The organism is Rhodococcus opacus, assembly GCF_012396235.1.
In the GTDB taxonomy this organism is placed as follows: domain Bacteria; phylum Actinomycetota; class Actinomycetes; order Mycobacteriales; family Mycobacteriaceae; genus Rhodococcus_F; species Rhodococcus_F opacus.
On record NZ_JAAXPA010000060.1, the window covers coordinates 1 to 13,327 of the forward strand.

16 protein-coding genes and 1 pseudogene are annotated in these 13,327 nt (G+C 63.7%); 4 read left to right on the top strand and 13 right to left on the bottom strand.

Annotated features, from left to right (window positions below):
- Positions 1-504: 504 nt before the first annotated feature.
- From HGB39_RS37245 to HGB39_RS37280, 9 genes and pseudogenes are all read right to left on the bottom strand, one after another.
- Positions 505-915: a hypothetical protein gene (locus HGB39_RS37245; protein WP_064080677.1), complete on the bottom strand. Its 411-nt coding sequence runs from the start codon at positions 913-915 to the stop codon at positions 505-507.
- Positions 916-1,863: 948 nt separating this feature from the next.
- Entirely contained in the window at positions 1,864-1,986 is a 123-nt protein-coding gene (locus HGB39_RS39755) for a hypothetical protein (protein ID WP_267204574.1), read from the bottom strand.
- A 440-nt stretch (positions 1,987-2,426) separates the two neighbouring features.
- Entirely contained in the window at positions 2,427-2,951 is a 525-nt protein-coding gene (locus HGB39_RS37250; RefSeq protein ID WP_064080676.1) for a hypothetical protein, read from the bottom strand.
- A gap of 54 nt (positions 2,952-3,005) precedes the next feature.
- Positions 3,006-3,653 (bottom strand): hypothetical protein, encoded by a 648-nt coding sequence (locus tag HGB39_RS37255; protein ID WP_064080675.1) that lies wholly within the window; start codon positions 3,651-3,653, stop codon positions 3,006-3,008.
- Positions 3,653-4,357 carry a hypothetical protein gene (locus HGB39_RS37260; protein ID WP_064080674.1) on the bottom strand — a complete coding sequence of 235 codons (705 nt, stop codon included), beginning with the start codon at positions 4,355-4,357 and terminating at the stop codon, positions 3,653-3,655. Before HGB39_RS37260 ends, HGB39_RS37255 begins: the two co-directional genes overlap by 1 nt.
- Before the next feature lie 51 nt (positions 4,358-4,408).
- A complete protein-coding gene (locus HGB39_RS37265) occupies positions 4,409-4,942 on the bottom strand; it encodes a hypothetical protein (protein WP_064080673.1) in 534 nt (177 codons plus the stop codon).
- A gap of 10 nt (positions 4,943-4,952) precedes the next feature.
- Positions 4,953-5,598 (bottom strand): annotated as a pseudogene (locus tag HGB39_RS37270) (hypothetical protein).
- Positions 5,595-6,050 (bottom strand): hypothetical protein, encoded by a 456-nt coding sequence (locus HGB39_RS37275; RefSeq protein WP_064080672.1) that lies wholly within the window; start codon positions 6,048-6,050, stop codon positions 5,595-5,597. Before HGB39_RS37275 ends, HGB39_RS37270 begins: the two are co-directional and overlap by 4 nt.
- A 105-nt stretch (positions 6,051-6,155) precedes the next feature.
- Positions 6,156-6,569: a hypothetical protein gene (locus HGB39_RS37280; RefSeq protein ID WP_064080671.1), complete on the bottom strand. Its 414-nt coding sequence runs from the start codon at positions 6,567-6,569 to the stop codon at positions 6,156-6,158.
- 1,230 nt (positions 6,570-7,799) lie between these two features.
- Here HGB39_RS37280 and HGB39_RS37285 point away from each other — a divergent pair.
- Positions 7,800-8,996, top strand: coding sequence for an NAD(P)-dependent malic enzyme (locus tag HGB39_RS37285; RefSeq protein WP_064080670.1), 1,197 nt, complete (start codon positions 7,800-7,802; stop codon positions 8,994-8,996).
- Here HGB39_RS37285 and HGB39_RS39395 read toward each other — a convergent pair.
- A complete protein-coding gene (locus HGB39_RS39395; RefSeq protein WP_247607619.1) occupies positions 8,980-9,174 on the bottom strand; it encodes a DUF2510 domain-containing protein in 195 nt (64 codons plus the stop codon). The genes HGB39_RS37285 and HGB39_RS39395 overlap by 17 nt on opposite strands.
- Positions 9,175-9,627: 453 nt before the next feature.
- Between HGB39_RS39395 and HGB39_RS37295 the strand changes: the two genes are divergently transcribed.
- Positions 9,628-10,320 (top strand): class I SAM-dependent methyltransferase, encoded by a 693-nt coding sequence (locus tag HGB39_RS37295; RefSeq protein WP_064080669.1) that lies wholly within the window; start codon positions 9,628-9,630, stop codon positions 10,318-10,320.
- A 301-nt stretch (positions 10,321-10,621) separates the two neighbouring features.
- Here HGB39_RS37295 and HGB39_RS38305 read toward each other — a convergent pair whose 3' ends face one another.
- Positions 10,622-10,924, bottom strand: coding sequence for a group II intron maturase-specific domain-containing protein (locus HGB39_RS38305; RefSeq protein WP_210753232.1), 303 nt, complete (start codon positions 10,922-10,924; stop codon positions 10,622-10,624).
- A 194-nt stretch (positions 10,925-11,118) separates the two neighbouring features.
- Between HGB39_RS38305 and HGB39_RS37305 the strand changes: the two genes are divergently transcribed.
- Positions 11,119-11,499: a group II intron maturase-specific domain-containing protein gene (locus HGB39_RS37305; RefSeq protein WP_267204570.1), complete on the top strand. Its 381-nt coding sequence runs from the start codon at positions 11,119-11,121 to the stop codon at positions 11,497-11,499.
- Positions 11,500-11,868: 369 nt separating this feature from the next.
- Here HGB39_RS37305 and HGB39_RS37310 read toward each other — a convergent pair whose 3' ends face one another.
- Both HGB39_RS37310 and HGB39_RS37315 read right to left on the bottom strand, forming a co-directional pair.
- On the bottom strand, positions 11,869-12,384 hold the full coding sequence (locus HGB39_RS37310; protein ID WP_064080666.1) for a hypothetical protein: 516 nt from the start codon (positions 12,382-12,384) through the stop codon (positions 11,869-11,871).
- 29 nt (positions 12,385-12,413) lie between these two features.
- Positions 12,414-13,097, bottom strand: a complete 684-nt coding sequence (locus HGB39_RS37315; RefSeq protein ID WP_247607620.1) for a DUF8176 domain-containing protein — start codon at positions 13,095-13,097, stop codon at positions 12,414-12,416.
- Here HGB39_RS37315 and HGB39_RS37320 point away from each other — a divergent pair.
- Positions 13,096-13,327, top strand: a 232-nt coding sequence (locus tag HGB39_RS37320) for a transposase (protein WP_247607621.1), incomplete at its 3' end; no start/stop codon positions are given. The genes HGB39_RS37315 and HGB39_RS37320 overlap by 2 nt on opposite strands.

A 13,327-nucleotide genomic window follows, 5' to 3' on the forward strand; every position in this document is an offset into this window, starting at 1 on the left:
TGATCTTCCTCGACATATCGGAGTGTCCAGTTCATGTCCCGCGTCAGGTCGTACCATTCGGATCGCGCCAACTGTGGCATGTTGTCTTCCTTACCCTTGTTCTTGGTGTGCGGACCGTGCCGTGCCGGAATCCGCGGCCGCTGTCGAAGTCTCATGGCCCCGTGCTCTGGTGGCCTGCACCGGACTCGTAATGGTGATGTGAAAGAGAACGTTCGTCGAATGTGCCCGACAAGTAGAGGACACAGATCCGGCGGATTGAGACGTCCGAGATGCAAAACGCCGAGTCCGGCTCTTCCGGTGTGGCCGAGGATGAATCAGCCAAGGCGACGTCTCTTACGTTACCGGGAATTGCTCTCTACCACAATGTATTTCGTACTGATTGCTGTGTTCGATTCTCGTACTGCCCCACTGTCAAATTAAGCGCAGTGAGCGGGCCGCGAGCGACTTCAGTCACCCGAGGTGACCGAAATGCGCACTCGGCAGTTCTCGCCGATCCGATCCCGCCTATCCGAGCGTTCGACGTATGACGAAGGTGTGCAGCACAACGAGCGTGCCATCCCCGAGGCGGGATGGCCGAATAGCAACCTCGGCCTCGCCGATGGGGACATTGTCGTCCACGACCAGCGAGAACTCGCACCGGTCATATCCGGGCGCGCTCACGTATATCTCGATCACCTTGGTACCGGCACACGGACCATGCGCCAATATCTCGAAGCCGCCCTCAGGTTCCGCGTCGAGAAGTACACCCCACACTCCGACGACGGCGCCGGTCACCGCGAGCCCATCCTCGCCGACAATCTCACCTGCCAGAAGGAGTTCAGTGGTCCCGATGTCAAATTCACGCATCGTGAGCGCCACGGGAGAGACGAGATGTGTGGCGCTCGCCCTGGGGGGCGCGACACTGGTGACAGTCATATAAATCCTCCTCTTTCTCCGGTCGGCAGTCCTATCGAGCCTGATCCATGCGGGAATGCCGGTAGATCATATGAATCACGCCGATTACGCAGGGATGCAGGGTAATTCGTGCTCTTCGGCAGGCGCGCCGCGGATTGGCATCCAATCAAAATGACCCTCATCGCGCATACCGGTCCTCCGCCGTCGATCAAGTCCTCCGCGGCCAGCACGTGGTTCCGGACCAGGCGGCCCGCGCCGTTCAATCAATGCGTTCTCCGTCAATCCATGACCGAAAGGGGCGTTGGTGTGCCGGCGCAGCGTTTTGTACCGTGGCGAGGCTTGACGAAATATCGCCATGACGCTCGACCTTCTTTCATAGCTACTTCCCATCGGAGTCTCGCTCCTGTTGGCAAGACGTTAGATGCATCACACGTCGGCGACTGTCCACCGTGCGCAGAGACTGTCCGGATCGCGCAGAGACTTCGGTATCGCGCGGATTGGCGTTTACTACGTTCGTAGTATGGGCTCGCGACGGCGGTTGCCCGTATCGCCTTCGGCAGTCGGCGACGGCAAATCGGCCGAGGTTGTCGGAAACCCAGCGGTAGGCCACTTCGGCGACCGCATCGTGGAAATGGTGCAGGCTTGCTGCACTATCGAGCTATCAGCGTCTATGGTGGTTCGGTCGAGGTCTATGGTGGTTCGGTCGAGCTGAACCTCCTGCAGTGGCGCAGACCGGCGTTTGTGCCACAGGTCGACCCGGGTTGTCGCCGCTGTATGCGCTCCGTCATCTGCCGGTGCGGCGGCCTTCGTAAGAAATCCTTCTGAGGCCGACAACAGTTGTCCTCGACCCGGTCGACGCCCTGCGAGTCCTCCCCCAGCCATCCGCGGCAGGATCAGATCAACAGCCGATTGCTCTGCGGCGGTCGCTGTGCGCACCTCGGCGCCCGCTGCACCGCCAAGCCAGGTCGATCATTCCTGGTCCCAGTACGACGGGCCGTCCTGTGGACCGTCGTCTTCGAGCAGAGGCCACCCACCGAAAGCGGCGCCGCTCAGAGTGAGAATCGCGGTGAAGAACTTCTCCAAGAAGAGCATGGAAATCTGCTTTCTGTCTCGATTGAGACCATCTGTGTGACTACTACTGTGATGCGCCACCGCACGCGTGCCACCGCGATGCTTCATCGGAGTTGGCAGCGGGAATTCCCGTGCACCGTCCCGGTTGCGGATAGCGGCCCGTGGACTGGTCGGCTTCGGATCGGTGAACAATCGCGTTCATGATCAACGAGTCATGGTGTACTTTAGTCGGTTTCGAGTTCCGCTGTCGACGACTCCGTCGTGGAGTGTTGCACGGCGACGCGTTCCTTTGCGGCGATGACCCCCGGCGCCCCGATCCACGGCGACCTGTTCCCCGTGGTGTGGCCACGAAACCCCTCTTTAGGACTGAGGAGGTGACGACAGCATCATCGGCCGTTTCCCAGGAAGCACCATCCGGCCGCCGAATCTCCTGACGCGGGTCACCCCGTCTTGGTGTCGTGTCAGTTGCCGATGACCGGCAGGATCAGCGCGATCCGCAGTTTCTGGTCGATCGTCTGTCCGAGCGCGAGTGATTGGTCCAGCAGAGGGGCCAAGGCTTGTACTTTCGCGTCCGCGTCCGCGAGGGTGTGCACGATCTGCTCCGCGGGAACGGCGGTGGCATTGGCCTGATCGGTTGCAGACGCACCGGCGTCGATGATGCCGCCGAGTGGGGCGTCCGCGGACTTCAGGGCGTCACCGAGCGCCTGGAGCTGGGTGCCGAGATCGCCGAGGGTCTGGTCCGCGCGGGTGAGGGAGTTAAGCACCCCGACGACTTCCGGGAGGCCTTGGTTGATGGCGGCGTTTGCCGGAGGCAATTCCTTCGCCCCGGATAGTGCGTCATTGGTGGTCTTGTCCACGATTTTCGCCTGATTGACACCGTCTTTGAAGATGTCGTTGGTGATGCTCAAGTCCCGTGTGACGATCAGAATGCCGCACAGAAGTGCGATGGTGAATGCCAGGGCAATCGCCCAGGAGAGACGAAACATGGTGTGTGTTCTGCCTTTCACTCGTTCCGTGTCATTTCCTGACCCATCCGAGCGTTACGGGTTGGGGGTGGTCGCGACGCCGAGAGCGGGGAGGTTCAGGGAGTTGACCGGGGGCCCGACTACCGCCAGCAGCGGCCCGAGTTCCTGGATGTGCCGGGCCTCTTCCTCGACGTTCGCCAGGGTCGCCGCGATGGCAGTCGCCTTGGGGGCGAGAGTTCCCAGGGTACCTTCGATCGCGGTCAGTCCGGTGTTGATGGCCTCGAGTTGCGTTGTGACCGACCCGACCGCCGTCGACAGTCCCACCACCGTCGGGCTCGCTTGGTTGGCGCGGTCGGTGACGTTCGCGACCAGGTCCGGCAGGGGCCCCGCGATCGCGCTGACGTCGCCGGTGGAGGCATTGAGCGTCTTGGCTTGTCCCGTCAGCTTGCCGGCCTTGGTGGTCAGGCCTTCCAGGTCGTTGGCCAGCGGGTCCAACGCCTGGATATCGGCGGCCAGCCGGGCGTGTTTGGGGACGAGAATCGAGGTCAATGTGTCGAACTGGCCGGCGGAATCGATGACCTCGAGGCTCAGCTGCGACGGTCGCCCCAGCGGGTCGACCACGTCGTCGAGTCCGGGAAGAAACCCGTTGACGGCGCAGAGCAGCACCGCGGGCGCGAGCCCCAGCCCGAGTACGACCCCGAGCCATGCCCTTTTGGTGATCATCAGTTCCCTCCCGGCGCAGGAATGAAGGCTCCCTGTTCGGGAATCAGCGCGAGTTTGTTCGTCGTCCGCGTCAGCTCCGCGTTGAGTGCGTTCACGAGATCGATAGCCGTGGTGAGCTCGTTGTTCACACCGGTGACGGTGGTGTTCGCGGCCGCCGAAATTTGATGCAGCGACGCCGCGGAGCCCTGCAGCGTGGTGGCGACGGTCTCGAGCTGTCCTGCGATCGCGGTGTCGCCTTGCCCGGCGGCGAGCAACGCACGTGCATCCGGCAGCAGCGCGGCCAGGTGGTCGACGTCAGCGGCGGTTGCGGCGTTGAGCTGGGCCAACACCCCTGCCAGCTCGTCGAGTTGCTTGTGGGCCGTGGCCGGGGCGGTGAGATCTGCCCGTTGGGCGAAGTAGTCGTTGGTCAGCCGGAAGTTGTCCACGATCGTGCGCGCGCTGTCCTGGACGAGCTGGCCCTTGTGGATGGCCGTCAACACCAGCCCGAACAGGATCACAGCCAGCACCGCGGCGAGGCGGCCCATCCATTCGGTGGCGATGGCAAACCCGGTGGAACTGGGTGTCGCAGCATTCGGTATGTCCAGTCGGTGGGGCAGTACGCCCTTTCGGTAGGGCAGCGCCGATGCTGGGATATCGAGTCGCTGAAGTCCGGCCAGGCCTCGGCTGGGGTACGCCTCTGGCGGTAAGTCGGTGCCCTGCTGCATGTCACGTCCAGTCGAGAGTAGGTACAGATCGGTTGGAGGAAGAAGGTGGGTTCAGCCCGGGAGCGGAAGCATCTGGTTGATGGTCTGCGCGGCCGCGACCGAACCCTGCAGATCGCTGACGAGGCCCTGAACGATGGCCAGCAGCTGGCGTCCCTGGTCGCCGAACGCTTCAGCTGACGACACGAGCGGGAGCACGGTGTTCTGGACCTCGCCGAGGATGCCCTGGATGTTGGTCAGTTGCTCGTTCGTCAGTTGTGCCCCGTCGGTGCTGCTGGCAAGCATCTGCGCTGCCGGGGTGATCGCTTCATCCAGCTTGGTCAGCAACGGCCCGAGCGCGGAGGTGGCATCGAGTGCGGTCTGCGCGGTGCGGGTGAGTTCAGTGAGCTGGTGGAGCTGATTGGTCAGTCGGTTATTGACGTCGACGATGCCTTGGGAGGCGGTGATGCTCGTTTCGTTGGCACGCTGCTGGTTGTCGAGTCGGGTGTTCAGGTTGAACACGACGAAGGCGAGCAGGCCGAGAACACCCACCGCGACGATCGAGAGAACCAGGCGCGCCGGCCCGCCGCGGCGTCCGAAGAAAATCACGGTACTTCTCCTACTTTCCAGACAGGTCGTTGGCGCATTCTTCCGCTGACAGGCGGATGCTGTGGACCTTTGCGGCGGTGGAGCGTGCGTCGGTGAGGATGGCGTCCAAGGTGGCGCGGTCGGCGGCGACAGCCGCGGTGGCTCCGTCGACGGGCGGCTGGAGTGAGCTGATGTGCGCGGTCAATGTGTCGAGCGAGGCGACGAGATCGGTTACGTTCGCGCCGGCGAGGTCGAGGGTCTTCTGCACGTCGCCGGCGATCTGCCCGGTGAGGGTGTTCAGTTCCTCCGTCACGGCCGCATCGGTGCTCAGGACACTCGCCAGTGACGCCTTCATCTTGTCGAGCGCGTCGAACGCGCCCAGCGTGACCTTTTCGTGTTCGACGATCTGATCCAGGGCGGGGTTGTAGTTGCCGGCGGACACCACCGCTTGGTCGAGCCGATAGGGCGTGGCCGTCAAGTCGTAGATCCGGGGATACATGTATAGCGAACCCACCGGAATCAGCGCGAGAACCACGAGGACGCGCGCCACATTCATTCGGGTCGAGGCGCGCCGGCTGCTCGGCGAATCCGTCCGATGCGATCACCTCGGCAGATCCGATCGGCACGGTCGCCTCGGCATCGAGGGTGTGACGGTTCCGGCTCGAAATCGCCGTCATGACTCGACGACCGAAACCAGCGCGATAGTGCGCAACGCCGTCAGCGTGTGGGTGAGAAGACCCTTCACCACGAGCTTGTGCGTGAGGATTCCGCCGAGCACCGTCATCCCGCGGTTGGTGAAGAAGCCCACCGGGATCAAACCGCCTGCTTTCATCGGCAACTGTGACACGTCGAGGATCTGATCCACGCTAGCACTGATCGTGACGCTGGGCCGACCCACGATGTCGTTGTAGACAATTGCCTCGTCGGTGCCGAACACGATCGTGCAGGCACTGTCGGTGTCGGTGCTGTAGATCGACACCGGCCGCGAGATCTTGCGTGCGAACTTGACTCGGGACGGGAAGTTCTCGACGTTCTGCCCGATCAGCATCCCGACGATGCTGGCGACGCCGTTCGCGTCCTCCCCGTCATACAGGGAGACCGGGTATGTCTCGGATTCAACAGTGGTCATCGATCATGGCCTTTCACAGCACGGGTCAGCGATATGTCATACCGGACCCTGCGCGGGACTCACCTCGAGAACAGTAAGTCCCACACGGGTCGCTTGTTTATCGGGTCACACGTCCCAGTCCGTGGGCACCTGTCCCCACGACAAGAGGAAATTGTTGAAGGCTCCGGCATTTTCTATGGCCGCCGACATCGGTCCCTTGGCGAATTTGACCTTGCCGGCCACCAACAGTTTTCCGCCCTCGGCGTCGCCCTCCGCCGCGCGCTGCCACGTCTCGAGAGTCCCGTTGATCTTCAACCACAGGTCGCTCTCGTCGAACTTGCGGATCGTCCAGGAGACGATCTTGGCCTTCTCCCACTCGACATGGCAGACCACATCGTCCTTACCGATGGTGCCGAACTCCATGCGGTTGGTGAACGAATCGGGGTCTTTGAACCCCTTGTACACCTCCGCGTTCGCGTTGACAGCCTCGAGCGCCAGTTCGCACCACTCCTGCGAGAAAAACTTCAGCTTGTCGGTCATCGATTCGACTCCTGTTCGGTCAATCTGTTTCAAATGGGCTGTGCAGACACACATTTCACTAGAGCGGAAGGCGCCCGTCTGGACACACTCATCGCGTCACGAAGCTATCGAGTGACACCGCTCACATCCGGAATTACCGTAGGCATTGATGCTTCAACCGTCAATTACTGATTTCTGTCGGCTTATCCGGCATCAAGTTCGCCGATCGAAGCGCCCTGCGAGCGATACCACCGGAATGCAACCAAGTAGGGGGGCGGATCAGGGCCTGACAATCTACGATCATCAGGGACGGACTCACGATGATCCACCTTCTCCTAATCCCCGGCCGGAGAGCTAGATTGGCATGCGGTACAAATCCAACCCCGTAGATTTCGAGTGCCCGGCCAGTTCAATGTCAGGCGTGTTTGGGCGACTGATCAGTGTTCAAGGAAGTGCGATACGGGCAATGGCAGCCGGTCGGAGTCAGCATCCCGCTTCGATCGACCCCATGCGCAGCTATACGAACAATCCGTTTCGCCAGAAGCGAGTAGAAGGATCCTGCTGACTCGTCGCACATTCCCGCACAGAATCACCCTCGCACCTATCTGCGTCGCGTTATCTCTTGTGTAATCCACGAGAACGCGCTGGATCCGGAAATGGGAGAAGTCCACCGATGGAAGCCGACAGGGCTGTATTTGGCCCCTTCCGAACAAGGAGCACTTGGCGGTGGGATGGGAACGCAAACTGGATGCCCCGAGGTAGTTCTCACGTTCGGGACCACCCAAGCAGGCAGGAAGTGAGGAAACCCGTTGCTGCGCAGAGGCGCCAGGCATTCATCTGCTTGCTGAAATACGCGGAGTCTTTCACATCTGTCGCCCCTGCGCTGAGCCGTTCCCGGTCATCGTGACAGGCGTTGCGCATCAACAGACGTCGTCCATTCTGGGTCGGCGTTTGTCAACGGACGTCGACATATGGACGGCAATCTTCGCGTAGGTATCGAGTGTCTGCCGTGCGCTGACGCGGGACAGTCTTGCCGAGCAACGCCGGACGGCACCAAAGCTCATCGCGTGGACTGGTCGTGCACTAACGCGAGCACTGGTGTAGCTTCCCAACCAGTTGGCGTGCTGGTATTGATCAATATCGATTCCCGAATGATCACCTCCGGACGGTGCGTGCTCCCGGAACCTCATCCACAGGCTTCGAACATCGCTCGGTACAGATCCACGCCGAACCCCAGACCACAGGAGTGACATGTCTATTGTTTCGGAAATGACCGCACCGCAGAAGGAGCTGACCGACGAAGAGATCTTCGCCGGCCACATCGGGGGGAAGCTCTCCGTAGAGACCACGACCGCCCTCGATACGCAGCGCGCCTTGTCCATCGCCTACACACCCGGTGTCGCGCAGGTTTCCCGCGCCATCGCCGCCGACGAAACCCTCGCCGATCGGTACACCTGGACCAGCCGCCTCGTGGTCGTCGTCAGTGACGGCTCCGCGGTGCTCGGCCTCGGGGACATCGGCCCGCGCGCCTCCCTTCCCGTGATGGAGGGCAAGTCCGCCCTGTTCAAGAACTTCGCCGGCCTGAACTCCATCCCCCTGGTCCTGGGCACCAAGGACCCCGACGAGATCGTCGAGACCCTGATCCGGCTGCGCCCGAGTTTCGGCGCGGTCAATTTGGAGGACATCTCCGCGCCGCGCTGCTTCGAGATCGAGAAGCGCGTCATCGAGGCCCTGGACTGCCCGGTCATGCACGACGACCAGCACGGCACCGCCATCGTCGTCCTGGCCGCGCTCAAGGGTGCGGTCAAGGTGCAGGACCGTGACCTCCACGAGTTGCGGGTGGTCATCTCCGGTGCCGGCGCCGCCGGTGTCGCCTGCGCGAACATCCTGCTCGCCGCGGGGATCGCCGACGTGACGGTCCTCGATTCCAAGGGCATCGTCTCGAAGGATCGGCAGGACCTGAACGCGGTCAAGGTCGACCTGGCCGCACGCACCAACCCGGCCGGCCGCCGCGGCGGCATCGTCGAAGCATTCGACGGTGCGGATGTGTTCCTCGGGGTGTCCGCGGGCACCGTGCCGGAGGAGCTGATCGCGACGATGGCGGCGGATTCGATCGTGTTCGCGTTGTCGAACCCGGACCCGGAGATCCACCCGGACGTCGCCCGCAAGCATGCGGCGATCGTGGCCACCGGACGCAGCGATTTCCCGAACCAGATCAACAATGTGCTGGCCTTCCCCGGGGTGTTCCGGGGTGCGCTCGACGCCGGTGCTCGCCGGATCACCGAAGGTATGAAACTTGCCGCCGCCGAGGCAATCCTCTCGGTCGTCGGTGACGAGTTGGCTGTAGACAAGATCGTTCCCAGCCCGCTCGATCCTCGCGTCGCCCCCGCTGTCGCGGAGGCAGTCGCCGCCGCTGCCCGTGCAGAAGGCGTCACCACTGGGTTGTAGAAGTCAGGCTTCGAGACCATGTAGACGTACCTGAGCAGCGCAGAGTACGCGGCCCGATGAACGCGCATGGGCCGGTGACGCGTACGGGTAATGCTGACGGCTTCGGCTGAGTCTGCTCGGTCCACTGTGTCCCGTCCCAGTAGCGCAGTAAATTCCCGTCGGCCGGGTCCTGGTGCATCCGGGCGGGGGTGTCGGAGCAGTCACTTCGGGTGTTCTCCTCGATCTGCGCTTATGGCCCGCTGCCCCTGTCAGGAGCCGGCGGAGCCGGTCCGTTCGCCCCTCAGATTCGGAAAACGGTCGCGGATTCTCCGGGGATTGTTACATCTTCACCGCCGCGCTATGTCCGGTGACCTCCTTCTGCACACAGTGTGTATATCGCACGAATGACACCAGGTGGCGGCGCATTTCGGGCGGGCGGTGCACCGAGCCCCTCGATAATCCGCTGCGGGGCCGGCGGCTGCGCGAATGGGCGGGTTACGACGGCACGGCCGACGACGATCGGCGCTCCGTCACCCGCACACCGCGCGGGCACACCGCGGCAGACGAATCGACCGAGTCCCTGGAGTCGGCGCCGTTTACGATCGGTGATGGCGGGGGAACGCCATCACATGAACAACGAGGGGGAACACGCATGTCTGCTGATGAGGTCACACAGGCGGAGAAGGCCGGCGCCGCACCGTACAGTCGGGCGCTGCTGTCAGTGTACGACACCGTCGTGCTGCGGTGGAGCAACACCCTCGTCTGGCGCTGCCCCAGCGAACGCCTGCTCGCGCATTACAACTCCCACCTCGGTGGCCGGCACCTCGACATCGGCCCCGGAACCGGCTGGTACCTCCAGCACGCCAACTACCCGAACCCGAACCCGGAAGTGGCGCTGCTCGACCTTAACCCGAACACGTTGCAGATGACCACCGCACGTCTCGCCGACCGTGGCATCACCGCGGCCGCGCATACGAGCAGCGTCCTCGCCCCACTCCCCCGGAATATTGGGGTGTTCGACTCAGTGGCCGCGAACTTTGTGCTGCACTGCGTGCCCGGCACCTGGACGGAAAAGGGCCAGGCGTTCGGGCACATCGCCCAGGTCATGGCCGACGACGGGGTGTTCTTCGGCTCGACCATCCTCGCCACCGGTGTGCACCACACTCTTCTCAGCCGCGCCCTGAACAGCCTCTACAACGGGCCGATCAAGCTGTTCCACAACCGCGGCGACGACCTCGACGGTCTGCACACGGCCCTGACCACCACGTTCGAGAACGTCGAGATCACCGTCGTCGGCGCCGTCGCGGTCTTCGCCGCCCACCGGCCACGGCGCCCGGGCAGCTGATGCGTCGCGTCGGGGCGCTGGTAGCGGTTTTCATCGGGATCGCGGTCTTTGTGGCGGCGTTCATGTTTCACTCCCCGTCCGAGATCTGTCGCGGACACCACCCCTTCCCCGAGGATGTGCTTGACCAGTACGGATTCGTCATTGCCGAGCAGCACTTCACCCGAGCACGCGCGCCCCTCGTGGCCGCGCACTGCACGCTCCAGCTGGTCTCCGGCCCCCGAACCGCCGGGTGGCCCGGGGGAATCTCACCCCCGGGCTCCCACAGAACCGTGCTTAACAGTCTCCCGTTACACGGCTCGTCTCATCTGATCCGTTCGAACTCGGTCATCCATGCCCAGTGAGCGAACAGTCGGGGTTGCCGTTTCAGCAACCCGTTCCACCACCGTAGAGCCCGTTTGAACGACCTCAACCGTTTGAACTTCCGTCGCGCCCATCGCACCAGGTAGGTGTTGATACGTCGCAGCAGAGGATAGAGCGCGGTCCGGTAGAACTTGCCGTAGTAGGTCATCCACCCACGAACGATGGGGTTGATCCACCCGGCCAGTTCCGCCAGATCCGTCGTGTTGCGCAGGTGTATGCGCCAGTCCCGGATCGTGTCGCCCATCTTCTTGAGCGCGTCCCGACTGACCGCGGGGAGGAACGCATTGAACGCGCTCGTCCCGTCCCTGGTCGGGGCTTGCCTGACACGGAACGTGTACCCCAGAAACGTGAACGACGTGTTCTCACACTCTCCACGCCGGTTACGATCCTGTCGGGTGGCCCGGGGGAATCTCACCCCCAGGCTCCCACAGATCCGGCGTGAACTTCTCAGTTCACCGGGCTCTTACTGCCCTGGTCACCAGACGGGCGGTACCGAAGGAACCCATTGCCAATGCGCAAGCAAGCGAGGGTGCCGCTGGACGATCTTGGAGGCTGCACTTGCGCACTGGTCACACCTTCATGGACCTCGCACGGAAGATCAATCCGATCGTGCGGGGCTGGATCAACTATTACGGCGCCTTCTACAGATCGGCGTTGTATCCCCTCCTGGCGCGCATCAACGCCTACTTGGTGCGTTGGATCCGTCAGAAATATAAACGGCTGCGGTCAAGGAAGAGAGCCCAGGAGAGTTGGCAGGGGGCGCACGCGTGCGCGGACGGTGAACTCGAGTTCGATGACGTGCGGGTCGGTCATGCTTGAATGCTCCTCTGGCAGTCGTGGTGTGGATCGGGTGAAGCGAGACGACGGCGATGGGGTGAAGTCGGCCCGGGGTGGGTCGCCACGGGGCACGGTGCTGGTCATCGTCGACATAGCCCCCACCCTCGTTCGTTGTCCGCATCGAGTCGACAGCGACCCCGGTGAGCGCCCCCGCCGGGTCCCACCGTAAGGGAAGCTCAGCCGTTGGTGTGTCGACACCCTCCCCGGCAGACTGTCACCTGCCCGCGGGTCTCGTGCTCGTCGTTCGGGTCCGCTACGTGCTGCGGCGGGCGTGGCCGCGACGGGGGTCTGTCGCAGGACCCCGGTGTCGCCGCCGCGCGTGGCGGGCAGCTTGGCCGTTGTGATCGCTGGTCAGCGGCAGTCGAGGTGGATGGAGAGTTGGATGCGGCCGCTGTGGATGGGCTTCCAGCCGGCGGGGGCGTCTGTGGTGGCAGCGATGTCGATCTGGTCGGTCTTGGACCAGTCGACGGACTGGAGGGCGTCGAAGAACTTGTTGGTGGTGTCGATGTCGGCAGCCACGAGATTCTGGTCGGTGTTCTCGACGGTGAGGGTCTGGGAGCCGTGGCGGGCGTGGATCTTCCAGCCGTGCGGGGCAGTGATGTCGACGGCGAGATCGTCGCCGCGGCCGATGCAGCGTGCGGTGACGTCCTCGGGTTTGGGGGTGGTGATCTCGGTATCCGAGTCGGCGTCTCCCCAACCGATGACGATGCTGCCGAGGTCGGTGCTGGTGTCGGTTACGCTCGCGCCGCTGGTCGAGGTGGTGACCGAGGCCGCATCACGGGCGTCGTCGCTGCCACACGCGGCCAGGACCAGGGCTGCGGCGAGGGCGCCGGCGGTCCTGGCGATGGTGGTATGCGATCTGGTCATGTCCGGTGGTGTCCTCTCCGGCGGTGCGGTCAGGTGAAGATGTCGACGAACCACTTGCCGTCGATCGTGACGGTGGTGATGGTCTGGGTGCCGCGTTTGACCGGCTGCGCGGGCTGCATCACGGACAGGTCGGCGAGGTAGACCCCGCCGGACAGCGCCACCGTACGCAGGCAGTAGTTGGTGCCGACCGGGACGGCGTCGACGACCTTCTGCAGCTCGGGGCCGGGCAGCACCGACGAGGTGGGGGTGGCCAAAGCGCGGGCAGCGTCGCCGTTGCGTTGGGTGTAGTAGGCGTGATTGAACGCGGCGATCACCCCGGCACCGGATTTCTGGTCGCCACGATCGGCGCGGCATTCCCCGTCCGACGCGGGCAGCTCCTCGGCCGGTGCGGGTTTGGGCAGGTCCAGGACCGGCAGCCCGTTCTCGTCGTCCGCCGCAGTGGCATCGATGGTGGCTGCGGTTGGCGTGGATTCGCCAGTGCCGTCGCGCATTTGGCTTATCACCACCGCGCCGGCCACCACGACAGCGGCCCCGAGGACGGCCACCTGCCTCTTTCTCAAGCCGCGGTGCCGCACCGAGGACTGCGTGTCGGCCCTGCAGGCGTGCGATGGTGGGGCTGCCGGCGAGGTGGGTGAGCCTTCGAGGAGGTCGATCACGGTGAACTGTCCTGGGTCGGGTGGAGACTCCTGATTGAACCAGGAGAATGAAGTCATGCCAGCACCGAGGAAGTACGACACCGAGACCCGTGAGCGGGCGGTGCGGATGTACCGGGATCGGATCAACGAGCACGGCGACACGAAGGTCGCGGCCCGCCGACACGTCGGAGCGCTGATCGACGTCAACCCCGATACGCTCCGGAACTGGATCGACCGTGAGGGTTCCGACACCGGCACCGCCCCCGAGTCCTCGGCCGCCGCCAGCGCCGCCGAGCTGAAGGCGCTGC